A 23,531-nucleotide genomic window follows, 5' to 3' on the forward strand; every position below is an offset into this window, starting at 1 on the left:
CCCAGTCCTGGCGGCTCAGTGCCGAGCCACCAGTGTCAGCAGGCTGGCCTCGGGCTGGCAGAAGGTGCGGTAGGGGGCGAACGGGGAGGAGCCCAGCCCCGCCGAGACATGCAGCCATGCGGTGCGACCTTCGGCCCGATGGGTCGACAACCCCTTGACCCGTGCCGGGTCGATATCGCAGTTGGTGATGAGAGCGCCCTTGAACGGCAGGCAGACCTGGCCGCCATGGGTGTGTCCGGCCAGGATGAGGTCCATCCCGTCGGCGGTCATGGCGTCCAGCACCCGTCGGTAGGGGGCATGGGTGACGCCGACATTGAGGTCGGCGTGCGGATCGGCGGGCCCGGCCACTCGCTCGTAGTGGTCCCTCTCGTGGTGGGCGTCGTCGGTGCCGCGGAAGGCCAGCCGGCGTCCGGCCACCTCCAGTGATCCGCTCCGGTCGTTGAGATCCAGCCACCCGGCCTCGGTGAAAGCCCGACGGAGAGCCTCGAAGTCAAGCGTGGGGAGGTCACCCTCGGTGCGTTCCGAACGTCCGTGCAGCAGGTAGCCGAAGGGGTTCTTGAAGACCGGCTTGAGATAGTCGTTGGATCCGAAGACAAAGACGCCGGGAACCCTCAGGAGCTCCGACAGGCAGTCCAGCAGGGGTTCCAGGGCGTCATCCGAGGCGAAATTGTCCCCGGTGTTGACCACCAGATCCGGTTCCAGCCCGGCGAGCCGGGAGACCCACTCGAGTTTGGCGTGCTGACGGGCCAGCAGATGCAGATCGGAGATGTGCAGCACCCGGATCGGTGTCGACCCCGGTGCCAGTACCGGCACGGTGAACCTCCGCAAGGTGAACCTGTGGGCCTCGATGATCCCGTAGCCCAGTCCCAGGCCGGCGATCCCCAGCTCGGCGGCCGCCACCTGTGCGGTGGTCCGGGCCCATCTCACGGTGGTCACCGGCCCTTGTTGGACGAGCTGGTCGACCCTCCGGTGGGCTGAGTGGGATTGCTGGCCGGCTGGGAGGATTGCGGGGCGCTGGTGGTGGGGCCGCTGGTGGGGTTGCTGCTGGAACTGCCCGAGCTGCTGGTCTGCGGAGCCTGCGGGACCACGACGGGCGCCGGCCCTCGTGAGATCTGGAGGTACACGGTGGCGCCCAGGCTGGCCGATCCGGTCGGGTAGGTCCCCAGGAAGGTGCCCTCGGGGCTGTCATCGGTGACCCGTTGGGTCTGGGTCGGGAAACCGGCCGCGTTGAGTTTCGCCTTGGCCTCGTCGTAGCTCAGGCCGGAGACATCGGGCAGGGTGATCTTCTTGCCCTCGATGACGCTGCTGGTCGGTCCGGTGAACGGCGTCTTGGGCTTGCCCGCCAGCACACCGGCCATCGCGACCCGGTAGATCTGACCGGCGTCCCCGCCGCCGGAGCCCTGCAGGTACTGGCCGGTGCTCAGCGACAGACCCTTGATGGACTTGACGGTGCGGTTGCGGAAGTAGGAGCTGGACTTGTCGGCAGCGATCATCGCGACACCTGCGGCATTGGGCGTGTAGCCGGCGAACCAGACCGCCTGGTTGGAGTCGGTGGTGCCGGTCTTGCCGGCCTGCGGGTATCCGCCGGGGATGGTCGCCGGTCTACCGGTGCCGTCCATGACCCCCTGCAGGATCGAGTTGACGCCGTCAGCCACCGACTGGCTCATCACCCGCTTGCAGTTGGCGCTCGGGACGGCGAGTGCGCTGCCCTCCAGGGTGTTGATCGACTTGATGATCACCGGGTCGCAGTGGATACCGCGTGCGGCGAAGGTGGAGTAGGCGGCCGCCATCGACAATGGCGTCACCTCGGCGGTACCCAGGGTGAATGACGGGATGCTCTGGTACTGCTTGACGATGTCTCCGCCGTTGGCCAGCTGGACGCCGGTCTTCTGGGCCATCTTGGTGACATTGCACAGGCCGGTGTCGCGCTCCATCTGGATGAAGTAGGTGTTGACCGAGTAGGCGGCCGCCTCCTGGAGTCCGATATTGGTGGAGTGACCGACCGAGTTGCTCACCTCGAACTCGCCGGCCTTGAAGGATCCCTTGCAATTGGTGAAGGTGTCGCCGGTGAAATCCATCGGCGAGGAGGCGGTGTACCTGGTCTTCAGTGAGTAGCCCTTCTCCAGGGCGGCAGCCATCGTGAAGGCCTTGAAGGTCGAGCCGGCCTGGTAGCCCTCGGCGCCACCCATCCCGGCCGAGGCCATGTAGTTGTAGTAGGTCTGGCCCGTGTTCGAACCCATCACCGGTCGCGACTGGGTCATCGCCAGGATGAGCCCGGTGCCCGGCTGGACGATCGCAGTGCCGCCGATCACCGGATCGGTGGAGCCGACCATCCGTGAGACCGCCGACTGGGCGGCGTCCTGGGCCTTGGGATCGATGAGGGTCCTGATGGTCAGGCCGCCGCGCTCCAGCATCCTCTCGCGGTCATCCTTCGTCTTGCCCAGTGCGGGGTTCTGCATCAGGCTGTTCTCGACGTACTGGCACACGAAGGGATACTTCGAGGCCATGCAGCCCCTGCGCGCAGTGGTCACCTTCGACTGGTCGAAGGCCACCTTCTTGGCCGCCAACTCCTCGGCAGGGGTGATGATCTTGAGCTGGGTCATCCTGTTCAGCACCACATTGCGGCGGTTCATGGCAGCGTCCGGGTTGTGCACCGGATCGGTGGCGGTCGGGTTCTGCACCAGGCCGGCGAGCATCGCCGCCTGGGGGAGGGTCAGCTTGTCGGCAGTGGTGCCGAAGTAGTGCTTGGCCGCGGCCTGCACGCCGTAGGCGCCGTCACCGTAGTAGGCGATGTTGAGATAGCGCTCGAGGATCTGGTCCTTGGAGTACTTCTTCTCCATCGCCACCGCGTAGCGCAGCTCCTGGATCTTGCGCGACAGGGTCTGCTCCTGAGCCGCGTTGATGCCGGCCTGGTCGCCCTTGGCCGCCGCCGCTTCGACGCGGACCTGCTTGACGTACTGCTGAGTCAGTGTCGAGCCGCCCTGGGTGGAGGATCCGGCGGCGTTGGACAGCAGTGCCCGGGCGGTGCCGCGGAAGTCGATCGGGCCGTGCTCGTAGAAACGGTTGTCCTCGATGGCGACCTGGGCCTTCTGCATGATCGGTGAGATCTTGTCCAGGGGGACGTACTCGCGGTTCTCTGCGTAGAAGGTGGCCAGCAGGCTGCCGTCCGACATCAGGATCCGGGACTTCTGGGCCGGCGGGTCGACCGTCATGTCAGTCGGGAGGTTCTCCATCGAGTCGGCTCCGGCACGAGCGGTGGCTCCGGTGATCGCCGCGAAGGGGACGACGAAGCCGGCCATCAGGAGACCTGCCAGGATACTGACCACGCCGAACATGGCCAATGAATACAGCTTGCCCGGTGAGCCAGACCTCGAAGAACCCATAGGATGGAGAATACGCGACTCATTCAAGCTTCTTATGATGGCACACGGCGGTGTCGCGGGATGCCTCAATGACAACGGTGTTCACTCGCTCCGAGGTCGGCTCGCGGCTGGCAACGGGCCCCCGGGGCTGACAGAGGCCTCACAGTTGACGGCGTCCTGCCTTGTGAATGCGCAGTCCTGCGGCGTAAGTTGTCACCTGTGACAGGCAACGATGCTGAGGACTGGACCTTGCTCGCCAGCTGTCGAGGAATGGCGGACGCTCTCTTTCCCGAAGGTAAGGAGCAGCGGATGGCGCGGCGGATCTGCGCCGGTTGTCCGGTGCGCGCCCGCTGCCTTGCCGAGGCGCTCGACAACAGAATCGAGTGGGGGGTCTGGGGTGGAATGACGGAGCGTGAGAGGCGCCGCCTGCTGCGCGAGCGCCCTGACGTGATCAGCTGGCGCGCAGTGTTGGGCGCCGACGGGGGAGACGCCGCTACCGCTCGCGGGAAACGGGCCGTCTGAGGGGAACCGGCCGAGGGCCGATCGCCTGACGGTACGTCGGCGCGGACCTGATCCTCTACGCTGGCCGCCATGACCAGATGGGAATACTTCACCGCACCGATCCTCACGCACATGTCGCAGCAGATCCTCAACAATTTCGGGACCGACGGATGGGAACTAGTCCAGGTGGTGCCCGGACCCAATCCGGAGTCCCTGGTCGGCTACTTCAAGCGCCCCCTGCCCGACTCCGCGACGACCACCGGGGCCCAGGGATGAGCGCCTCCAGCACGCTCGTCGAGCTGGGGATCGAGCTTCCGCCGGTGGCCTCCCCGGTGGCCGACTACGTGCCGGCCGCCCGCAGCGCGGACCAGATCGTGACAGCCGGGCAGCTGCCCTTCGTCGCCGGAGCCCTGGCTGTCACCGGTCATGTCGGTGCCGAGGTCGATGCTGCCCAGGCGGCCGCCCAGGCCCGGATCGCGGCACTCAACGCGGTGGCTGCCGCCGCAGCGCTGGCCGGTGGCATCGACGCCATTCGCGGCGTCCTCAAAGTGGTGGTCTTCGTCTCCAGCACCCCGGACTTCACCGATCAGGCGAAGGTGGCCAACGGCGCCTCAGAACTGCTGGGGCAGATCTTCGGGGAGGCGGGGCGCCACGCCCGCAGTGCTGTCGGGGTCGCCGCACTTCCGTTGAACTCCCCGGTCGAGGTCGAGCTGACTGTACTGGTCTGAGGAGGGGACGACCCCTCCTCGCTTCGCTGCCTCCCCGAGTGCTGGCCGTTCGCACCTCGTCGTGGGGTCCGCCGGTGGCGGGGTCTGGTGGTGGGGTCGGCGTGCGGCGCCGTGCGCTGCAGGGACGATCCCTCCCCGCTTCGCTGCCTCCCCGAGTGCTGGCCGTTCCCATCTCGTCGTGGGGTCCGCCGATGGCGGGGTCTGGTGGTGGGGTCGGCGTGTGGCGCCGTGCGCGGCAGGGACGATCAGCCGGCCAGACCGCGAAGACCCTTCAGGGACCGGACCTCAACCACCTTGGGACTGGTTCGGATCCAGCCATGCTGGGTGAATTCGGCCAGTGCCTTGCTGACGGTCTCGCGCGAGGACCCGACCGCCTGCGCCAGCTCCTGCTGGGTGAGGTCGTGGCTGACGATCAGACAGCCCGTGTCGGGATCCATCCTCCCGAACCGCTCGGCCAGGTCCAGCAGGATGAAGGCCAGCCTGCTGGGTACCCCGCCCACCACGAAGTGGGCGGTGGAGTTGTCGGATCGACGCAGCCTCTCGCTGAGCCTGCCCAGCAGCGCCAGGGCGACGTCGTGCTCGGTCTCCACCAGCTCCTTGAGGCCGGCGCCGGGCACCCTCAGCAGACTGGCCGGGGTGATGGTCGTGGCGGTCGTGGAGCGGGTTCCGCCATCGACCAGGGACAGCTCGCCGAACATGTCACCGGGGCCCATCAGCCACAGCAGCGACTCCCGGTGGGAGGGGGTCGTCACAGGGTTGGGTCGGGTCAGCTTCACCTTGCCCGACACCACCAGGAACAGGTCGCGGGCCGGGTCACCAGCCTCGAAGAGGACGGCTCCGCGCGGGCAGACCACGACCTCGGAGATCTCCACCAGCCGGGAGGTCGAGGCTGGCCCCAGCGCGGAGAAGAAGGGCTGCGTCGCTGCAGTCGCCACCACACTCGTCATCTCTGTCCCATCTCCAGTGTCGAGCCTGCTCTACGCTCCCGATCCTTCCACAGGCCGGGTGCGCGGGGCAGGGTTGACTACTGTGGCCCGGGTGAGTGCTGTCCAGATCCCAGACGCCGACCTGGCGTCGCGACGCCGCAGGGCCAGGGCGATGTATGCCGAGCTGGCCGCTGCCTACCCGGACGCGCACTGCGAGCTGGACTTCACCGGCCCCTTCCAGCTGTTGGTCGCCACCGTGTTGTCGGCCCAGACCACCGACCGACGGGTCAACACCGTCACCCCTGAGTTGTTCAGCCGCTGGCCGGACGCCCCCTCACTGGCGGACGCACCGATCGCCGAGATCGAGCAGGTGATCCGCCCGCTGGGCTTCTACCACACCAAGGCAGCCTCCCTGGCCGGGCTGTCGGCCGGTCTGGTCGAGCACTTCGGCGGGGTGGTGCCCGCGAACCTCGCGGACCTGGTGACGCTGCCCGGGGTCGGCCGCAAGACTGCCAATGTGGTGCTCGGGAACGCCTTCGGGGTGCCCGGACTCACCCCCGACACCCATTTCATGCGGGTCAGCCGCAGGCTGGGCTGGACCAGCGCGAGCACTCCCGAGAGGATCGAGGCGCAGGTGGGCCAGCTCTTCGATCCCGCCGACTGGGTGATGCTCAGCCATGTCCTCATCTGGCACGGCAGGCGCTGCTGCCATGCCCGTCGACCAGCCTGCGGTCTGTGTCCGGTGGCCGATCTGTGCCCCTCCTTCGGTGAGGGCCCGACAGATCCGCTGGAGGCTGCTGCTCTGGTGAGGAAGCCGAGACGATGAGACGTCGGGATCCGGCTCATCGTCGGGTGGCCCTCCCGAGGAGACAGCCCACCGCTCCTGGGCCCCGCCGGCAGGGCTGGGCGGTGACCAGTCTGACGGGGATCCTGCTGTCCTGCATCGCACTGGCCGGATGCTCACCGGACTCCACAGGCTCTGCCGGCGCGGCGCCATCCGCGGGTCCCTCGGCGGCGGCCGCCAGATCAGCTGCGGGGATCCCGGAGTGCGCAACCGGGGAGTCCGGCCCCGACTCATCGGCCGGACAGTCCTCAGCCGGCCCCTCGTCGACAGCGGTCGCGGTCGGGCGTGCCGTCGTCGGCAGAAAGCTTCCCGGCGTCGTGCTGCAGTGCATCGGCGGGGACCGGCCGGTCGCCGTGTCGGCGCAACTGGCCGGGCGGCCCCACGTCATCAACCTGTGGGCGAGCTGGTGCCGGCCCTGCCGCGCCGAGGCGCCGATGCTGAGACAGGTCAGTGAGGAGACCGAGGGGCAGGTGTCCTTCCTCGGTATCGACTATGGCGAGCAGACCGCCGCCGACGGGATCTCCTTCGCCCGGGCGGCAGGATGGAGATACCCGCAGCTGGAGGATCCCGAGGCCGCCACCCGCACGGCCTGGGGAGTTCCGGGACTTCCGGTGACCCTTCTGGTGGCCGCCGACGGCACCGTCGTCAAGCGTCTGGATGGCGCCTGGAGCTCGGCCGGGCAGCTGCGCGAAGCGATCCGAACCGATCTGGAGACGTCATGACGGCAGGTCCACCCCAGGCACAGCCGCATCGCGCCGCGGCGGGGCCCTCCTCGGGGGCGGGCTCGGTTGCCGGACGCCATCGCGGAGGCGGACAACTGGCGCAGCTCGAGCGGTCGGTGCGTGCCGGCGGGCGGAGCCCGGCCAGGGCGGCAGTGACCAGGGCAGCGCTGCCGCCGACCACCAGTGTGCGGCGCTCAGCGGTGCTCGCCCTGGTCAGCGACACCGCCACCCCCGACATCGTGCTGACCCGTCGCAATGCCCACCTGAACCATCACGCCGGCCAGGTCTCGTTGCCGGGGGGCCGGGCTGATCCGCAGGACGCCGACATCGTCGCGACGGCCCTTCGCGAGGCCCAGGAGGAGGTCGGCCTGCAACCCTCGGCGGCCAACGTGATCGGCACGCTGCCTGCCACTCTCATCGCGGTGAGCTCCAGCAACGTCACCACCGTGGTGGCCAGCTGGGACGGCGCCGCCCCGCTGGGAATCGTCGACCCCGGCGAGGTGGCGGCGATCAGACGGGTCGCGATGTCGGAGCTCGCCGATCCTGCTCACCGGGCGCGGGCCCACCATCCCAGTGGATTCCGCGGGCCGGCCTTCCTGCTGGAGGACCTGTTCGTGTGGGGATTCACCGCCCAGCTGCTCGACGAGATCCTGGACGCCGGCGGCTGGTCGCAGCCCTGGGACCGCCACCGGGTGGTCGACATTCCGACCGAGTACCTCGGCCGGAGCCTCAACTCCTGAGGGTCACTGCCTGGGCTTGCCGCCCTGGCTGCCACTGCGCAGCCCGTGCTGGAAGGCGGACTTCAGCGAGGCGACGGTCTGCTTGGCCTCGGCAATGGTGGCCTTGGGCAGCGAGACCTTGTCGATCTGGAACTTGCCGACCACAGCCAGGATGGCGGCCAGCAGCAGCAGGAGCACGCCCATCACACCGAAGCCAACGAGCAGACTGAGGATCAGGCTCCAGTCCCACAGGTGCTGAGCCCACAGCGACAGGGCGAAACCGCCGCACACGAAGAACAGGGTCGCCGCATTGATAGCGAAATAGGCCGCGCTGCCGAACAGGCCGCCGCCGATGCCGGCATGGATGGCGATCGGCTTGGCCTCGGCCTTCGCCAGGGCGATGTTGTCCTGCACCAGCGACTGGCCGTCGCTCTTGAGGGTGGCGATGATCTCGCTCACCTGGCTGGTGTCTGGCATAGCTGCCTCCGAATCCGCGGGGTGGTCGGGCGTAAGCCTATGCCACTGTGGACGCCGACGCGCGGGACGGGCCCGCAATCCTCAGCGCACTGGTCCGCCGGCTCCGCAACGCATCGGTTGACGGCAGGTGTGACTGCTCACAGACGGATCCGCAGGCCGGCGTCATCCACCTGGATCGAGGCGGTGAGCTCGTCGTGGCTGACCCAGCCACGCCAGCACTCCAGCTGATAGGGCAGCAGCAGGCCGCCAGGTCCGGCGGAGTCGTCGTGGAGCTGCTCGACCCGCTGGACCAGTTCAGCTCGCTGCTGGTCATCGGCGCGCCGGATGCCCGGCAGCGAGGTGGCCATCTCGACCAGTCCCTGGCGCGAGACCGGCACCCAGATGCGATGCCGGCTCTGCTCGGTGGTGGGGAAGTACTTGCTGGACAGCAGCGAGTCGACCGAATCGGTGCCGTAATCGCCGGACATCGCGGAGGGATCGACGCTGCGCAGCAGCGCGGTGAGCCGGCGCACCCAGGGCACCGAGTCGTCGCGAGTCATCCAGGAGACGCCGACGCAGTGGCTCGGGCGCAGTACCCGGGCGATCTCGGAGAGCACCAACCCCGGGGCCATCCGGTCGAAGGACTGGTGGATCAGTACAGCGTCGACACTGCACGGATCCAGTGGCAGGGACTCCGCCAGCGCGCAGATACCGGTGGTGGCAGGCATCTGGTTGCAGCGGGCGGCGATCTCGGGATCGCGATGGATGGCGAACAGGTCAACTCCGCGGCGCGACAGCATCCGGCAGAATCCGGGGGCGCAGCCCAGCGTCAGGACACGATCGCCGGCCCCGGCCCGGCCACCCGACAGCCAGTCGAGGGCCCGCTGAGGAAACTCGGGACCCGAACTCGCTGACATGGCCGCCATTCTAGGAGCCCACCGACAGATGTGTGTCTGGCGGCGTCCGCGCCAGGTTCCTCGGCGCCCGACCCTGCCAGCCGAGAGAACTTGTCCACAGCCCGGGTGGTCCGTGGTTGCGCCGAGGAAGTTGTCCACAGATCTGGTCCGGGGCGGCAGATTCGACCCGCGGCCCCTACAAGTCCAATGTGAACAGATCCAGAACCGCGCACCAGTCCCCGCCACGAGATGACCTGCCTGGAGGCGTCTCGGCGCCGCTGCCCTCAGGCCGCCTGCAACCCGCCCAGACCATCCCCACCATCCCCCTCATCAGCGCCGACCAACGTCTCACCGAGCTGGTCGGCGCGGTGGCCGCCAGCATCGGGGTCGGCGTGCAGGTGGTGACCGACCGCGGCGGCGCCCAGAGCGTGTGGGCCGAGGCCGGGCCACTGCTGATCGGCCAGGATCGCGCTTCGGCGGTGGTCGCCTGGCAGCTGCCCGGCCGCCACGACGAGATCCACCTGATCGGCGAGGACGCCGCTGACACCGCTCGCTGGTCGGCGGTGCTGGGAGCCAGCGTGATCGTGGTGCCAGAGAGCACCCCGACCCTGGTGGAGCTGTTGCGCGAGGGGTTCCGCACCAGCGGCAACGGCGTGGTGCTGCTGGTCGACCAGTCCAGCGGGGGCCTGGGAGCCAGCACCCTGGCGGCCGGCATCGCCCGGGCTGCCGCCATCGAGGGGATGCGTGCGGCCCTGGTGGAGCTGGATCCCGGCGGTGGTGGAGCCGACCTGCTGCTCGGTCTGGAGCAGGCTCCGGGTTGGAGATGGCCCGAACTGGCCTCGGCCCGCGGTGCGGTCTCCGATCTCACCGGGCACCTGCCTGCCCTGGACGGGGTGGCCGTGGTGTCGGTGGGTCGGGAGTCGCTCGAGGTCTCGGCCGCAGCCCGGGTATCGGTGGTCAGGTCGCTGACCGCAGAGCACGATCTGGTGGTGCTCGACGCCGGCCGGGCGCCGGCGGGATCGATCGCCGGGCTGGGGATCGACGCCCGGCTGGAGCTGGTCGGGGCCGACCTCCGCTCGGTGATGGCAGCACGGGCCAGGCGCACATCCCCCGATGACACCGTGGTCCGCCAGGGGCCCGGACGACGGATGGGGCTGGCCGACATCGGTGCACTGCTGGGAGCCGAACCGGCCGTCGTGGTGCCCCATGATGCCCGGCTGCCCCGTGCCCAGACGGCCGGGGAGGCGCCCTGGGTGATGGCCGGGCGGCGCTGGCGGCGCAGTTGCCGGCAGCTGGTGGCGGGGGTGTGCCATGGCTGATCCCAGGAGGAGTTCGCCGACAGGTCCCATCCCGACCTCGACGACAGCGGCACAGGAGTTGGCAGCGTCGGCGGTGGTCGAACAGGTCCGCGCCAAGGTGGCCTGCCTGGGTCATGGCTGGACGCCGATCGATGTCGCCGGCGCACTGGTCGAGCTGGGCCAGGTGGCCTCGGACAGGCTGGTGCTGGCGGTGGTCGAGGAACTCAGGCGTACCAGCACCGGAGCCGGCAGGCTGGAGCCGCTGCTGGCCATCGAGGGGGTCACCGATGTGCTGGTCAACGGACCCGACAACGTCTATATCGACCGCGGCCAGGGCCTGGAGCGAGTCGATGTCGGGTTCACCGGCCCCGCTGAGGTGAGAGCCTTGGCCACTCGGCTGGCGGCTCGGGTCGGGCGGCGTCTGGACGACGGCTGCCCCTGGGTCGACGCCCGGCTCGCCGACGGTACCCGGGTCCATGCCGTCCTCGACGTGCTGGCCGAACCGGGTACCTGCATCTCGTTGCGGGTGCCTGCCCGGCGCCGGCTCAGTCTGGCCGACTGGAGAGCCTGCGGAGGAATCAGCTCAGCGGGTCTGGAGGTCTTGCAGGAGGTGCTCGCGCGACGACTGGCCTTTCTCATCAGCGGAGGGACCGGATCGGGCAAGACCACCCTGCTCTCCTCGATGCTGTCGGCCCTGCCCGGCGATGAACGTCTGGTGGTCGTCGAGGACTCCCGCGAACTCGCCCTGGACCATCCGCACTGGATCGGCCTGGAGGCCAGGGTCGCCAACTCCGAGGGACGAGGAGAGGTGACTCTCACCGATCTGGTCCGGCAGTCGTTGCGGATGAGACCCGACCGGGTGGTGCTCGGCGAGGTGCGCGGGGCCGAGTTGCGGGACATGCTGATGGCGCTCAACACCGGCCATGAGGGGGGCTGCGGAACCGTCCATGCCAATGGCGTCGAGGAGATCCCCGCCCGGCTGGAGGCGCTCGCCGCTCTGGGCGGTCTGTCACGGGAGGCCGCCCAGGCCCAGATCGCCGCGGCACTGTCGGTGGTCATCCACCTGTCGCGGGGCCCGAGGGTCCGAGCGGTCCGCCAGATCGGAGTCGTCACGCGGGGCGCCGAAGGGGTCCAGGTCGTCACGGCGGTGCGCTGGGATGAGGACGGCCGGCCCTGCGGCGGGCCCGGTGCCGGCCGGCTGGCCGAGTTGATCGGGGAGCGGCTGGTGGGCCGACTGGTCCGGCCGGAGAGGGGGGAGACATGACTGGCCCGCTGATGAGCGGCCCGTTGATGAGCGGCAGGGAGGTGATCGCAAGTGTGCTGCCGGCCCTGCTGATGTTCTCGGCGGTCTGGCTGCTGAGTGGTCCGCGGCGTCCCCCAGCGCTGACTGCTGCGGCCCGTCGGACATCGGGTCGAGGCCGCTGGCTGGCCGCGGTGTCGGCGACGGCCGTGGTGGTGGCTGCTGTGTCGGTGTCGGGATCCCAGGGCCTGATCTGGTCGGTGTGCGCGGCGATCGTCCTGGCAACCGTGCAGAAGGTGGCCCGCGACCATCGCCGCCGGGTGAGGGCGCACCGGCGCTCCCGGGCAGTCACCGAGGCGGCACGAGCACTGTCGGGCCGGCTGTCGGTGGGGGAGGTGCCCTCAGCGGCGCTGTCGACCGTTGCGGCCGAGCTGGCGGTGCTGGAACCTGTTCAACGCGCCCAGGAGGTGGCGGCCGACGTTCCCCAGGCGCTGATGTCGGCCTCCAGGATCCCAGGTCAGGAGTCGCTGGCTGGGCTCGCCAGGGCCTGGCGAATGGCTGATATCACCGGGGCCCCGCTGGCCTCGGCGACCTCGAGGGTTGCTGAGGCGATGAGGCGGCGTACCCGGCTGGAGGCCACCTTGGATGCCGAGCTGGCGGGGCCCAGAGCCAGTGGCAGGTTGTTGGGGCTGTTGCCGCTGGCCGGACTGGGGATGGCGCAGATGGTCGGCGCCGAGCCGGGGACCTTCCTGCTGGAGAGTTCGGCCGGCAGGCTGTGCGTGCTGGGTGCGGTGGCCCTGTCGTGTGCCGGAGTGCTGTGGAGTGAGGCTCTGGCCAACCTGGTCTACCGGGAGTCGCTGCCATGATCGGGCCGGCCGAGCTCACGGACTGGGGCCTGGCGGCGGTCCTGGCCGGGCTGGCCGGATGGCTGGTGACGCCGACCGGTGAGCTGGGTCGAGTCCGCCCCGCCAGGTTGCCGGAACTTCCCGGTTGGGCGGTCCCCGTCCCCGGCGCGAGCCCGATGAGGGTACGGGCACTAGCAGGGCTGGCCACCGCATCGGCGATGGCAGCGCTCACTCCGGGGCCGGGATGGCTCATCCTCTTCGGTGCGGCACTGTTGGGTGTTGCGGTGATGGTGGCGGCCGGCAGGCTGGAGTCGGGCGGATCGAGGCGATGGCGACTCCAGCGGGCGGCGGCGATGCCGGACATCCTCACACTGCTCGCAGGGGCCCTGGAGGTCGGGACTCCGCTTCGCGCCGCGGTGGAGAGGGTCATCGAGTTCGGTGACGACCCCTGTACCCGGGACCTGCGGGAACTGGCCTTCCGGGTCTCGGCGGGGATACCCGATGAGCAGGCCTGGCGCATTCTGGCCGCCACCCCCGGATGGTCCGAGGTGGCCCGCGACGTCGCCCGGGCCGTCTCATCGGGTGAGGGGATCGTCGCGCTGCTGGAGACTCATGCCGAGGAGCTGCGCACGGTGGCTGCCGAGCAGGCCGAGAAGAAGGCCCGCAAGGCCGGGGTGAGCGCCACCATCCCGCTGATCTGCTGCCACCTGCCGGCGTTCATCCTGATCGGTGTGGTGCCGATCGTGGCAGGAACGATCTTCAAGGCTCTGTAGGGGCGCCAGCACACGCCGTGTGCTGAGCGAGGTGGCGCTGTGCTGCCCCGGAGCGTGAGGGCGCTGTGCTGCCCCGGAGCGCTGTGGGAGTGCTTCTGCCATCCGGGGCTCCGTCGCGGCTTCACCCGGGCGAGTTGTCCACAGGTACTGATGGGCCGGAAATCCTTGTCCACAGATGCGTTGTCAAGCGGCAAATCGGATCATCGGCCCCGATAAGTGGAGGTGAGAACAACCACTCAGGTCCGGCACCCGGGCCAGCCGAAAGGAATCGAGATGAACCCCTCAACCCCCGCCGCCGCAACCCGCGGGCCAGAGCGCATCAGCTCCGGTCTCGACATCGTCAACGGCGCCCACCCTCTGGAGCACACCCGACAGGGTCGCCGCAGCGGGTTCACCCGGGCCGCCGACCGCACCGGACGGACCCTCCAGCGCGGAATGGCCACCGCCGAGTACGCGGTCGGCATCCTGGCCGCTGTCGCCCTGGCTCTGGTGCTGCTGAAGATCATCACCGGAGCACCGTTCTTCTCCGAGATGCTCAAGGTCATCCTCGGCATCCTGAACAAGGTCGGCTCGCAGATCAAGTGATCAACTCCAACCCCAGGACATCCTGCCGGGACGGGTCCCCGATCCCGTCCCGGCAGGCGGGAGGACAGGTGCGCAATGAACGTGCGACATCTCCTGGCGGTCCTCGTGCGAAAAGGTGCTGCCAGTCAGAGCAGCGAAGCAAGCAGCCGGCCGGGCCGGTGCGGTCCCACGAGCTCCAGTCAGCTGACAGATCCTGATGACCGGGGCATGGTCACCGTGGAACTGGCGGTCTCCATCCTGGCCGCGGTGGTCCTGATGACGATCGCCGCCTGGACCGTCGGACTTCTCGGGTTGGAGGCGGCCTGTCGCACCAGCGCGGCCGAGATCGCCCAGCAACTGGCCAGGGGAGACACCGCAGCGGCCACCAGAGCCAAGCAGAATGTGCCCCAGGGTGCGAGCGTCACCACCACGAACACAGCAGGCTGGGTGAGCGTCGACGTCACTGCGAAGCGCTCGCTGGGCATGCTGGGGCCGGTCACCGCCAGTGGCAGGGCCACCACCCCGTACGAACCAGGGGAGACGCCGTGAGGACGGCGCGGGCTGCCAGCGGCCAACGCGGATCGGGGACCGTCCTGATGGCCGGCACCGCGGTGCTCCTGGTGGCGGCCACCGCCATGACGATCTGCCTGGTCGGCTGGCTCGGCAGTATTCGGCGCGCCGCCCAGGTCGCCGATCTCGCGGCACTGGCCGGGGCCCGCGCTCAGGTGGCGACCGGCCGGCTGCGGGCAGGGCCCGGTTGTGCGGTGGCCGCTGCGACCGCCCGGGCCAATCACGCCGAGATGACCTCCTGCTCGGTTGACGCCACCGAGGTGGATTTCGTCATGGCGGTCACCGTGAGGGTGGAGGCGCGCCCCCGGGTGCAGATCCCGCAGGCGCCACGGTTCGTGTACCGCACCGCCAGGGCCGGCCCGGCGGCCCAGCGATGACGGATCCGGATCGGAACTGTCGGTGGCGGCCCCTAGCGTCGTCTCATGCTCAGTCTCGTCGCCGTCCACGGCTACCGCAGTATCCGAGACCTGGTGCTCCCGCTGGGCCAGGTCACGATCGTCACCGGCGGCAATGGCGCAGGCAAGACCAACCTCTACCGCTCCCTGAGGCTGCTGGCGGGAGTCGCCCACGGCCACCTGATCTCCTCGCTGGCCGCCGAGGGCGGTCTCTCCCAGGTGCTGTGGGCCGGGCCCGAGCAGATCACCTCGGCGATGAGACGCGGAGATGTCCCGATCCAGGGCACTGGTTCGCGGAATGCACCGGTGAGCCTGATGCTCGGCGTGCTGGCCGACGACCTCGGCTATCTGGTCGATCTCGGCCTGCCCCAGGCGGGCCGAGACGCCACCATGTTCACCCGCGACCCCGAGATCAAGCGGGAGCAGGTCTTCGTGCCTCCGATGCTGCGTCCGGCCGGCACCCTGGTGGATCGCCGCTGGTCCAGGATCCGGGCCCGACAGGGGCGAGGTTGGAAGGACCTGGAGGAGCGGATGAGCCCCAGGGAGTCGATCATCGACGAGCTGGCGGATCGGTCGGCCACCCCCGAACTGGTCGGACTGCGCCGGATGATGTCGTCATGGCGGTTCTACGACGGATTGCGCACCGATCCGGCCTCGCCGGCCCGGATGCCCTGCGTGGCGACCCGCACTGAGGTGCTCGCCGATGACGGCCACGATCTGGCGGCAGCAGTCGGCACCATCCTGGAGTCGGCCTGGTCGGGGCCCCTGCAGGAGGCGGTGGCCCAGGCCCTGGATGGTGCCGAGATCGGCGTGGCCGAGAGCACCGAGGGCCATCTGGGCCTGTCAGTGACTCAGCGCGGGCTGCTGAGACCCCTCGGTGCGGCCGAGCTGTCCGACGGCATGCTGAGATTCATCATGCTGGCGGCAGCCCTGCTGTCTCCCCGCCCACCCGAGCTGCTGGTGCTCAACGAGCCCGAGACGAGCCTTCACCCCAGCGTCATCCCGGCTCTGGCCGGCCTGATCCAACAGTGCGCACAGCGCTGCCAGGTGGTGCTGGTCTCCCACGACCAGGCGCTGGTGGAGGCGATGGGATCGGGCGTCCTGCACCACGAACTGGTCCGCGACACCGGTCAGACGGTGCTGGCCGGCCAGGGGCTCCTGGGTGGAGCACAGTGGAACTGGGGCTCCCGGAAGCGCTGGTGACCAGCGGCATCCGCCTGTGCCTGGTCCCGGCGGTCCCGGTGCTGCCGGCCGTGCAGGGGTCGCGGGGTGCGAGGAGGCAACCGGTTCAGCCCAACGAGTCCATCGCTGCGGCCAGCCGCCTGGCGGCGTCCTTGTCGAGCATCTGATTGGCGTTGCCGCATTTGGGGGAGACCACGCACGACGGGCAGCCGCTCTCGCAGGGGCACTCGGCCAGCCGCAGGGCGGTGGCGTGCCACCACTGGTCGGCATTGCGGTAGCCGGTCCGGGCGAACCCTGAACCGCCGGCCTGACCATCGTGGATGACGATGGTGCAGGCCCCGGTATCGGCCATCAACGCAGTGGAGACCCCACCGATGTCCCATCTGTCGCAGGGTGCGAAGGCCGGCAGGACGCCGATCGCGGTGTGCTCGGCGCCATGGGCGGCACCGGCCAGGGCCACCGAGTTCAATCCGAGCTCGCTCACCAGCGGGTCGGGGACCACGAACCAGCAGGCCTGGGTCACCATGGTGTGGGCCGGCATCTCCAGCACGGTGGAGTCCCACACCTCGTTGGTGATCTCGTCGCGGCGAAGGTAGCCGATCACCTGTTCGGTGAGCTCGACGTCCCCGGTGGCCAGGTACCCGGGCCCGAAGTCCCGACGCTCGGCCTCGGAGACGATGTGCACCGTCGATGCCGACTGCGGCTGGGTCCAGTAGCCGGGCAGGTCGCGGTGCACCAGGGCCTGGTGCTCCTCGGGCAGATACTCGTCGACCAGCCAGGCGTCCCCCTGGTGCAGGTAGACCGCACCGGGGTGGACCGTGCGGTCCCCGGCCTTCTCGTCGACCACCCCGATGACACGGCCGCTGAGCCGGTCGATGACGTCGATCCCGCGGCCTCCGATGGACCGCAGATCGATGGCGTCGACGGCCCTCTCCGGCCGGGTCCAGAACAGCCTGTCGCCGCGTCTGCGCAGTACCTTCTGGCTGACCAGCAGGTCGCCGACCGGCGTGAGAGCGGCGCCGTAGAACTTCTGGTCGGACGGCGTCAGACAGCTCTCCTGGGCTGCCGCGGCCAGGTGCGGGCCCATCACGTAGGGGTTGTCGGGGTGCAGCACGGTAGTCTCCACCGACTGTCCGAAGATCAGCTCCGGATGGCTGAACAGGTACTGGTCCAGCGGGTCCTCGCGGGCCAGCACCACCACCAGCGCGTCGTGGCCGGATCGTCCGGCACGCCCCGCCTGCTGCCACAGCGCCGACAGTCGGCCCGGATAGCCGACCACCACCACGGCGTCCATCCCCGAGACGTCGACGCCGAGCTCCAACGCGTTGGTGGCCACCACGGCGCGTACCGAACCGTTCTGGAGCCCGGCCTCGATGGCCCGGCGGTCCTGGGGGAGGTAGCCCGAACGGTAGGAGGCGATCACCGCATCACCGGTCACCTGGTCCTGGGCGTGCACCGCGATCACCTCGGCCAACGCCCGGGAGGCCACGAAGCAGATGGTCTGGCGGCCCTCGTCGGCCAGCCCTGCCACCAACCGGGCCGCATCGGTTGTGGCGGAGTTCTCCGGCTGCCACAGCACGACGTCACGGGCCGGGTGCGGGGAGCAGTCCTGGTCGACCACCGCGATGTCACCGACGCCGATCAGACGCTGCCCGGCCTCGGCGGCATTGGTGGCTGTGGCGCTGGACAGGATGAACACCGGATCGGAGCCGTACATCCAGCACAGTCTGCGCAGCCGCCGCAGCACCTGGGCGACATGGGCGCCGAAGACGCCGCGGTAGCGGTGCGCCTCGTCGACGACGACATAGCGCAGCCCGCCCAGCAGGGAGCGCCAACGGGAGTGGTTGGGCAGCACCGAGCGGTGCAGCATGTCCGGATTGGTGAGAACGTAGCCCGCCTGCTCGCGGGCGAACCGTCGCTCGTTCTGGTCGGAGTCGCCGTCCAGGGTGGCCACCGGCCAGCCCTGGGGTCCCAGTTCCTGGCAGACCCGCCACTGGTCGTGGGCCAACGCCTTGGTGGGGGACAGGTACAAGGCGGTGCGGCGCCGGTGGGAGGTCAGCTGGGACAGCTTCGACGGTTGCGGGCGCTCACCCGGCGCCGGGCTGCTGGAGGCGGTGGCGGCCATCACCGGCAACAGGTAGGCCAGCGTCTTGCCCGAGGCCGTCGAGGTGCAGATCGCGCAGTCGCGACCCGAGAAGGCCAGCTCGGCGAGCTCGCGCTGATGGCGCCAGGGGGTCTCGATGCCACCGGCGATGACCGCCTGCCGGCAGTCCTCGGGCAGCCAGGCCGGCCATTCGGAGGTGCGACCGGCCAGGGCGTCGCGATGGTCGACGTGGACGACTTCCTCGCCTCTCATCCACCCCGGAACTGCCACGGCGACAAGACTGCCACCCGGCACCGACACCTTCCTCCCATCTGCGGTGCGTTGCCTGGTGTCTCCTCCGGAGTTCTCCCTGGTGCGTCCTGTCGTGCCTCCTGCGGTGCTTTCCCCGGAGCGACCTTCGGTGCGTTGCCTGGTGCTGTCACTGGCGCCTGTTCCTGGCGGGCCGCCAGCCGGTCTCCACGTTCGTCCTCAAATCTGGCGTTCGTCCTGGAATTCCAGGACGAACGCCGGATTTGAGGACGAACGTGGAAATGGGGGTGGGTGACTGGGCATCTGGGTCGGACGACAGCTGTGTCAGCCGGTGACCGGGCAGGTATCTGGGTCGGACGGCGGGGTGCCAGCCGGTGACCGGGCAGGCATCTGGGTCGGACGGCGGGGTCAGGGCAGACTGGGCCCATGAGCCTGCTGTCCATTGACGCCGTCGACCGGCTGCGCGACGCCTTCCGCTCCATCGGCTATCTCACCGATCCGGTGCTGGAGGCGATCGGAGAGCAGGGTCAGCGCGGCCTGGGCCGCAACACCACGGTGGCCGCCAGCTGCGCCCTGGACGCTCGGGAGAATTGGGGGAAGGGGATCGCGGAGGCTGCGCAGGACCCGCTGTCGGCGGCAATCCGGCTGTGGCTGCTGCGCCAGCCGGTCCCGGTCGCCGCGTTGTCGGCGCTGCCGATGGAGGATCTGGTGGCGGCCGGAATCGTGGCGGTCGACGGGGACCTGGCCCTCGGCGAGGTCGACATCCGGCCCTACGGTTCACCCGACGACGGGGCGGACGGCTGGGTGGTCTCCGACCCGACCCCCGGCCTGGACCGAGTCATCACCCGGACCCGCCCGGACTACGTGCTGGGGGTCTCTCCCGCCTCCACCTCGCTGGCCCAGATGACCTCCAGACGCCGAGTCGGATCGGCCCTGGACCTGGGTTGCGGGTGCGGGGTGCAGTCCCTTCACCTGGCCCGTCATGCCGGACGGGTGATCGCCACCGACGTCAACCCCCGGGCCCTGGAGATGGCCGAGCTCACGCTGGCGCTGTCCGAGGCCGGCACCGCCGACAGCAGCGATGACGGCCCGGCCGCCGCATCGGCCGGCCACCCCGTCGAGCTGCGCCAGGGCTCCCTCTTCGAGCCCTTCTGCGGGCCGCCTGCCGAGCGCTTCGATCTCATCGTCTCCAACCCGCCCTATGTCATGAGCCCGCCCCGTCCGGCCGCCGAACGGCTCACCTACCGCGAGGCCGGTTTCGAGGGTGATGGCCTGGTCGAGGCGGTGGTGCGCGGCGTCCCCGACCACCTCGCCGAGGGCGGTACCGCCCAGATCCTGGCCAACTGGGCGGTCCTCGGCGATCAGCCCTGGCAGGAGCGGCTGGCCGGCTGGGTGGCCGGCAGGGGCTGCGACCTGTGGGTGGTCGAGCGCGAGAGCCTGGACGTCCACGAGTACATCGAGACCTGGCTCACCGACGCCGGTCTGGACGGCTCGCCGTGCTGGCATGACCGCTACACCGAGTGGCTCGGTTACTTCGCCCGGCTGGGAATCACCGGCGTCTCGATGGGCTGGCTCACCCTCACCGACGCCGGGCGCTCCCAGCCGGACCTGTCATTCGAGAGCTGGCCGTGGGCCATCCAGCAGCCCGTCGGCCCGGCCATCGGCCAGCACCGCGAGGGGGTCGACGATGCATAACTGGCAGACCCACAGCTGTTGGCCGGTCGCTGGAAGGTCCACGACGACATCATCTGCGAGTCCACCTCCCGGCCAGGTGCCGCAGGGCCCGAGCACATCGTCTACCGCCAGCACACCGGACTGTGCCGGGCGATGGAGGTCGACACCCTGCTCGGCGGGGTGCTGGGCGCCTGCGACGGAGAGCTGGCCCTGGGCACCATCATCGAGGTGGTCGCCTCGATCCTGGAGGCCGACGCCGATCAGGCCACCGCACAGGTGCTGCCGAGGGTGCGCACCGCCCTGCGTGAGGGCTTCCTGGTGAGGTGCTGATCGACCGTCGGCCGGATGCCGAGCCCACGGCGAAGGGCCCAGAGCCCCCGGCACCGCCCGCCCGCGTCACCGTCGAGGGCCTTCCTTGACGGTGGTCCCAGGGCCCCTGATCCTGGGTTTCGGTCATGACACCGTTACTGTGAGTGCGGCAACCGGTTGTATATATGTCGGGTTGCATGGATGACGGCCCGCCTGAGACACCAGGCAGGCAGGACACGGGACGCGCGGCGTCCCACGGGAAGGTTGAGATGGCAGCCACGAAGACCCTCGTGATCGTCGAGTCGCCCCACAAGGCGACGATGATCGCCGGTTATCTGGGCCCGAAGTATGTCGTGAGGGCCAGTCAGGGGCACGTCCGCGACCTTCCGACCAGCGCCTCCCAGGTACCGGCGAAGTACAAGGGCGAACCGTGGGCACGCACCGGCGTCGACGTCGAGCACGACTTCAAGCCGATCTATGTCGTCTCCCCCGACAAGAAGTCGACCATCACCGAACTGAAGGGTCTGCTCAAGGACTCCGACGAACTCCTGCTGGCCACCGATGGTGACCGCGAGGGAGAGGCCATCGCCTGGCACCTGCTCGACGTGCTCAAGCCGAAGGTGCCGGTCAAGCGGATGGTCTTCAACGAGATCACCGAGAAGGCCATCACCGAGGCCGTCTCCCACACCCGGGAGCTCGACACCGACCTGGTGGACGCCCAGGAGACCCGCCGGATCCTCGACCGGCTGTACGGCTACGAGGTCTCCCCGGTGCTGTGGAAGAAGGTCATGCCCAGGCTGTCGGCCGGCCGCGTCCAGTCGGTGGCGACCCGACTGGTGGTCGACCGGGAACGCGAGCGGATCGCCTTCACCAGCGCCAACTACTGGGACCTGGACGCCGATATGGTCTCCAGGGCCGCCGAGAAGGGGGACGCCGCAACCTTCAGCGCCCGGCTGTCCACCCTGGACGGCGTCCGGATCGCCCAGGGCCGCGACTTCGACGCCGACGGGAAGCTGGTGGGCATCCGCAGGGACCAGAACGTCCGGCGTCTGGACGAGGCCTCGGCCACCACCCTGGCGGCAGCCCTGGAGAAGGCGTCCTTCGCCGTGGCCTCGGTGGAGGCCAAGCCCTACACCCGGCGTCCCTACGCCCCCTTCCGCACCACCACCCTGCAGCAGGAGGCCGGCCGCAAGCTCGGCTTCACCGCCCAGCGCACCATGTCGGTGGCCCAGGATCTCTACGAGGGCGGTTTCATCACCTATATGAGGACCGACTCGGTGGCACTGTCCCAGGAGGCCATCAGCGCCGCCCGCACTCAGGCCATCGAGCTCTACGGCCGCGACCATGTGCCGGACAAGCCGCGGGTCTACACCTCCAAGGTCAAGAACGCCCAGGAGGCCCACGAGGCTATCCGGCCGGCCGGCGACCACTTCCGGGTGCCCGCCCAGACCGGACTGACCGGAGACAAGTTCCGGCTCTACGAACTGGTCTGGATGCGCACCATCGCCTCCCAGATGGCCGATGCCAAGGGGGAGACGCTGAGCGTGGGGATCGACGCCGTGCCCGCCTCCCCGGTGGCCATCGCCGGCGGCGACGTCGCCCGTGCCGGTTTCACCGCCTCGGGACGCACCATCACCTTCCACGGCTTCCTGCGGGCCTATGTCGAGTCGGTCGACGAGGGGTCCTCCGATGATGCCCAGAGCCGGCTGCCCCGGCTGTCGCAGGGTCAGGACCTGGACTGCTCAAAGGTCACCGCGACCGGCCACGACACCCGTCCGCCGGCCCGCTACACCGAGCCCAGCCTGGTCGCCAAGATGGAGGAGCTGGAGATCGGCCGGCCCTCGACCTACGCCTCGATCCTGCGCACCATCACCAGCCGCGACTACGTCTTCAAGAAGGCCCAGGCGCTGGTGCCGACCTGGCTGGCCTTCGCGGTCACCCGGCTCCTGGAGGAGCACTTCCCCCGTCTGGTGGACTACCAGTTCACGGCCGACATGGAGGAGACCCTCGACGAGATCGCCAAGGGCAGCGCCAACCGGGTGGCGGTGCTCTCGAACTTCTACTTCGGCGGCGAGGACAGCTCGACCACCCCGGCCGATGGTCATGAGGGGCTCCACCAGCTGGTCACCGAGCTCGGCGACATCGACGCCCGGGCGATGTCGACCTTCCCGGTCGGCGGTGAGGACTCCGGGATCGTGGTGCGAGTGGGCCGCTACGGCACCTATGTGGAGGACGCCGCAGGGACCAGGGCCAATGTCGACGAGGCGCTGCCCCCCGACGAGCTCACCGTGGAGAAGGCCCGCGAGCTGCTGGCCAGCCCCAACGGCGAGGAGCGCGAGCTCGGTCTGGACCCGCACACCCACACCATGATCGTGGCCCGCAACGGGCGCTTCGGCCCCTACGTCACCGAGCTGCTCGACGAGCCCGAGAGCGATGCCCCGGCCAGTGTGTCCAAGACCTCCACCAAGTCGTCCGGTGGCAGGACCAAGGCCAAGAAGGTCAAGCCACGCACCGCCTCGCTGTTCCGATCGATGGATCTGGCCACCGTCACCCTCGACGACGCCCTCAAGCTGTTGTCGCTGCCCAGGGTGGTCGGAACCGACGCCGAGGGTACCGAGATCACCGCTCAGAACGGCCGCTACGGCCCCTACCTCAAGAAGGGCACCGACTCCCGGTCGTTGACCAGCGAGGAGCAGTTGTTCTCCATCACCCTGGAGGAGGCCGAGCAGATCTACTCCCAGCCCAAGCAGCGCGGCCGGGCCGCCGCCAAGCCGCCGCTGAAGGAGTTGGGGGAGGACCCGACCTCCGGCAGGCCGATCGTCGTCAAGGACGGCCGGTTCGGTCCCTATGTCACCGACGGCGAGACCAACGCCACCCTGCGCCGCGACGACTCGGTCGAGGCGATCACCCCCGAGCGGGCCCAGGAACTGCTGGCCGAGAAGCGGGCCAAGGGGCCCACCACCCGCCGGAAGACCACCCGCAAGACGACGAGGAAGACTCCCGCGAAGAAGTCGACTGCCAAGAAGACCACCGCGAAGAAAACCTCCGGAACGGCCTCATCGGCCAGGAAGGCAGCCGGCAAGCCGGCCGCCGAGTCGGCCTCCGGAACTGCTGCGCAGGGCTGACCCGGGTGCATAGAGTTCTCTGGGCGGGCAGGTAACCGGCACGAACAAG

The 23,531-nt window shown here is 69.5% G+C and carries 21 protein-coding genes and 1 pseudogene; 16 read left to right on the forward strand and 6 right to left on the reverse strand.

Features of this window, described 5'->3' with window-relative positions; all coding sequences use genetic code 11:
• Positions 1–15: 15 nt before the first annotated feature.
• Both G554_RS0103260 and G554_RS14420 read right to left on the reverse strand, forming a co-directional pair.
• Positions 16–927 (reverse strand): metallophosphoesterase, encoded by a 912-nt coding sequence (locus G554_RS0103260; RefSeq protein ID WP_027586780.1) that lies wholly within the window; start codon positions 925–927, stop codon positions 16–18.
• 5 nt (positions 928–932) lie between these two features.
• Positions 933–3,383, reverse strand: coding sequence for a transglycosylase domain-containing protein (locus tag G554_RS14420; protein WP_425393330.1), 2,451 nt, complete (start codon positions 3,381–3,383; stop codon positions 933–935).
• A 198-nt stretch (positions 3,384–3,581) separates the two neighbouring features.
• Between G554_RS14420 and G554_RS0103270 the strand changes: the two genes are divergently transcribed.
• From G554_RS0103270 to G554_RS0103280, 3 genes are all read left to right on the forward strand, one after another.
• Positions 3,582–3,884, forward strand: a complete 303-nt coding sequence (locus G554_RS0103270) for a WhiB family transcriptional regulator (protein ID WP_154654158.1) — start codon at positions 3,582–3,584, stop codon at positions 3,882–3,884.
• A 69-nt stretch (positions 3,885–3,953) separates the two neighbouring features.
• Positions 3,954–4,139, forward strand: coding sequence for a Sp36 family protein (sp36, locus tag G554_RS0103275; RefSeq protein ID WP_027586782.1), 186 nt, complete (start codon positions 3,954–3,956; stop codon positions 4,137–4,139).
• Positions 4,136–4,591 carry a RidA family protein gene (locus tag G554_RS0103280; RefSeq protein WP_027586783.1) on the forward strand — a complete coding sequence of 152 codons (456 nt, stop codon included), beginning with the start codon at positions 4,136–4,138 and terminating at the stop codon, positions 4,589–4,591. Before sp36 ends, G554_RS0103280 begins: the two co-directional genes overlap by 4 nt.
• Positions 4,592–4,836: 245 nt before the next feature.
• Here G554_RS0103280 and G554_RS0103285 read toward each other — a convergent pair whose 3' ends face one another.
• On the reverse strand, positions 4,837–5,538 hold the full coding sequence (locus tag G554_RS0103285; RefSeq protein WP_027586784.1) for a Crp/Fnr family transcriptional regulator: 702 nt from the start codon (positions 5,536–5,538) through the stop codon (positions 4,837–4,839).
• A 91-nt stretch (positions 5,539–5,629) separates the two neighbouring features.
• Here G554_RS0103285 and nth point away from each other — a divergent pair, with 91 nt between their 5' ends.
• The 3 genes from nth to G554_RS0103300 all read left to right on the forward strand — a co-directional run bounded on the left by nth (position 5,630) and on the right by G554_RS0103300 (position 7,823).
• A complete protein-coding gene (gene nth, locus G554_RS0103290) occupies positions 5,630–6,343 on the forward strand; it encodes an endonuclease III (protein ID WP_425393331.1) in 714 nt (237 codons plus the stop codon).
• An 83-nt stretch (positions 6,344–6,426) separates the two neighbouring features.
• Entirely contained in the window at positions 6,427–7,083 is a 657-nt protein-coding gene (locus G554_RS14425; protein WP_051232339.1) for a TlpA family protein disulfide reductase, read from the forward strand.
• Positions 7,080–7,823, forward strand: coding sequence for an NUDIX hydrolase (locus G554_RS0103300; protein WP_084648278.1), 744 nt, complete (start codon positions 7,080–7,082; stop codon positions 7,821–7,823). Before G554_RS14425 ends, G554_RS0103300 begins: the two co-directional genes overlap by 4 nt.
• A gap of 3 nt (positions 7,824–7,826) precedes the next feature.
• Here the strand turns inward: G554_RS0103300 and G554_RS0103305 are convergent, their stop codons facing one another.
• Positions 7,827–8,279: a phage holin family protein gene (locus G554_RS0103305; protein ID WP_027586787.1), complete on the reverse strand. Its 453-nt coding sequence runs from the start codon at positions 8,277–8,279 to the stop codon at positions 7,827–7,829.
• A 137-nt stretch (positions 8,280–8,416) separates the two neighbouring features.
• Entirely contained in the window at positions 8,417–9,175 is a 759-nt protein-coding gene (locus G554_RS0103310) for a class I SAM-dependent methyltransferase (protein WP_027586788.1), read from the reverse strand.
• Between the two features lie 188 nt (positions 9,176–9,363).
• Between G554_RS0103310 and ssd the strand changes: the two genes are divergently transcribed.
• The 8 genes from ssd (at position 9,364) to G554_RS0103355 (ending at position 16,042) form a co-directional block, all read left to right on the forward strand.
• Positions 9,364–10,473, forward strand: coding sequence for a septum site-determining protein Ssd (gene ssd / locus G554_RS17090; RefSeq protein WP_245569925.1), 1,110 nt, complete (start codon positions 9,364–9,366; stop codon positions 10,471–10,473).
• Entirely contained in the window at positions 10,466–11,716 is a 1,251-nt protein-coding gene (locus tag G554_RS14440; protein ID WP_084648279.1) for a TadA family conjugal transfer-associated ATPase, read from the forward strand. Before ssd ends, G554_RS14440 begins: the two co-directional genes overlap by 8 nt.
• Positions 11,713–12,558 carry a type II secretion system F family protein gene (locus G554_RS18260; protein ID WP_245569926.1) on the forward strand — a complete coding sequence of 282 codons (846 nt, stop codon included), beginning with the start codon at positions 11,713–11,715 and terminating at the stop codon, positions 12,556–12,558. Before G554_RS14440 ends, G554_RS18260 begins: the two co-directional genes overlap by 4 nt.
• Positions 12,555–13,310, forward strand: coding sequence for a type II secretion system F family protein (locus tag G554_RS17095; RefSeq protein WP_084648280.1), 756 nt, complete (start codon positions 12,555–12,557; stop codon positions 13,308–13,310). Before G554_RS18260 ends, G554_RS17095 begins: the two co-directional genes overlap by 4 nt.
• Before the next feature lie 273 nt (positions 13,311–13,583).
• Positions 13,584–13,895 carry a DUF4244 domain-containing protein gene (locus tag G554_RS18265; RefSeq protein WP_036924370.1) on the forward strand — a complete coding sequence of 104 codons (312 nt, stop codon included), beginning with the start codon at positions 13,584–13,586 and terminating at the stop codon, positions 13,893–13,895.
• Between the two features lie 207 nt (positions 13,896–14,102).
• Entirely contained in the window at positions 14,103–14,423 is a 321-nt protein-coding gene (locus tag G554_RS0103345; RefSeq protein ID WP_027586792.1) for a TadE family type IV pilus minor pilin, read from the forward strand.
• Complete coding sequence (locus G554_RS0103350; protein ID WP_027586793.1) at positions 14,420–14,821, forward strand: Rv3654c family TadE-like protein; 402 nt, start codon at positions 14,420–14,422, stop codon at positions 14,819–14,821. Before G554_RS0103345 ends, G554_RS0103350 begins: the two co-directional genes overlap by 4 nt.
• A gap of 45 nt (positions 14,822–14,866) precedes the next feature.
• Positions 14,867–16,042, forward strand: coding sequence for an AAA family ATPase (locus G554_RS0103355; RefSeq protein ID WP_027586794.1), 1,176 nt, complete (start codon positions 14,867–14,869; stop codon positions 16,040–16,042).
• Positions 16,043–16,127: 85 nt separating this feature from the next.
• Here the strand turns inward: G554_RS0103355 and G554_RS0103360 are convergent, their stop codons facing one another.
• Positions 16,128–18,377, reverse strand: a complete 2,250-nt coding sequence (locus G554_RS0103360) for a DEAD/DEAH box helicase (RefSeq protein WP_036924452.1) — start codon at positions 18,375–18,377, stop codon at positions 16,128–16,130.
• A gap of 423 nt (positions 18,378–18,800) precedes the next feature.
• Between G554_RS0103360 and G554_RS14450 the strand changes: the two are divergent.
• Positions 18,801–20,378, forward strand: a pseudogene (locus G554_RS14450) (DUF7059 domain-containing protein).
• Positions 20,379–20,626: 248 nt separating this feature from the next.
• Positions 20,627–23,482 (forward strand): type I DNA topoisomerase, encoded by a 2,856-nt coding sequence (gene topA, locus G554_RS0103370; protein ID WP_027586796.1) that lies wholly within the window; start codon positions 20,627–20,629, stop codon positions 23,480–23,482.
• Positions 23,483–23,531: the final 49 nt, after the last annotated feature.

Origin of the sequence: Acidipropionibacterium thoenii DSM 20276 (assembly GCF_000423445.1) — a bacterium.
GTDB lineage: Bacteria > Actinomycetota > Actinomycetes > Propionibacteriales > Propionibacteriaceae > Acidipropionibacterium > Acidipropionibacterium thoenii.

Coding starts and splice junctions, on each gene's coding strand:
- G554_RS0103285 (WP_027586784.1), bottom strand. CDS start 5,538: ATGACGAGTGTGGTGGCGACTGCAGCGACGCAGCCCTTCTTCTCCGCG.
- G554_RS14440 (WP_084648279.1), top strand. CDS start 10,466: ATGGCTGATCCCAGGAGGAGTTCGCCGACAGGTCCCATCCCGACCTCG.
- G554_RS0103280 (WP_027586783.1), top strand. CDS start 4,136: ATGAGCGCCTCCAGCACGCTCGTCGAGCTGGGGATCGAGCTTCCGCCG.
- G554_RS0103305 (WP_027586787.1), bottom strand. CDS start 8,279: ATGCCAGACACCAGCCAGGTGAGCGAGATCATCGCCACCCTCAAGAGC.
- G554_RS18260 (WP_245569926.1), top strand. CDS start 11,713: ATGACTGGCCCGCTGATGAGCGGCCCGTTGATGAGCGGCAGGGAGGTG.
- sp36 (WP_027586782.1), top strand. CDS start 3,954: ATGACCAGATGGGAATACTTCACCGCACCGATCCTCACGCACATGTCG.
- G554_RS0103300 (WP_084648278.1), top strand. CDS start 7,080: ATGACGGCAGGTCCACCCCAGGCACAGCCGCATCGCGCCGCGGCGGGG.
- G554_RS0103360 (WP_036924452.1), bottom strand. CDS start 18,377: ATGAGAGGCGAGGAAGTCGTCCACGTCGACCATCGCGACGCCCTGGCC.
- G554_RS0103355 (WP_027586794.1), top strand. CDS start 14,867: ATGCTCAGTCTCGTCGCCGTCCACGGCTACCGCAGTATCCGAGACCTG.
- G554_RS0103345 (WP_027586792.1), top strand. CDS start 14,103: ATGGTCACCGTGGAACTGGCGGTCTCCATCCTGGCCGCGGTGGTCCTG.
- topA (WP_027586796.1), top strand. CDS start 20,627: ATGGCAGCCACGAAGACCCTCGTGATCGTCGAGTCGCCCCACAAGGCG.
- G554_RS17095 (WP_084648280.1), top strand. CDS start 12,555: ATGATCGGGCCGGCCGAGCTCACGGACTGGGGCCTGGCGGCGGTCCTG.
- G554_RS18265 (WP_036924370.1), top strand. CDS start 13,584: ATGAACCCCTCAACCCCCGCCGCCGCAACCCGCGGGCCAGAGCGCATC.
- G554_RS14420 (WP_425393330.1), bottom strand. CDS start 3,383: ATGGGTTCTTCGAGGTCTGGCTCACCGGGCAAGCTGTATTCATTGGCC.
- G554_RS0103310 (WP_027586788.1), bottom strand. CDS start 9,175: ATGTCAGCGAGTTCGGGTCCCGAGTTTCCTCAGCGGGCCCTCGACTGG.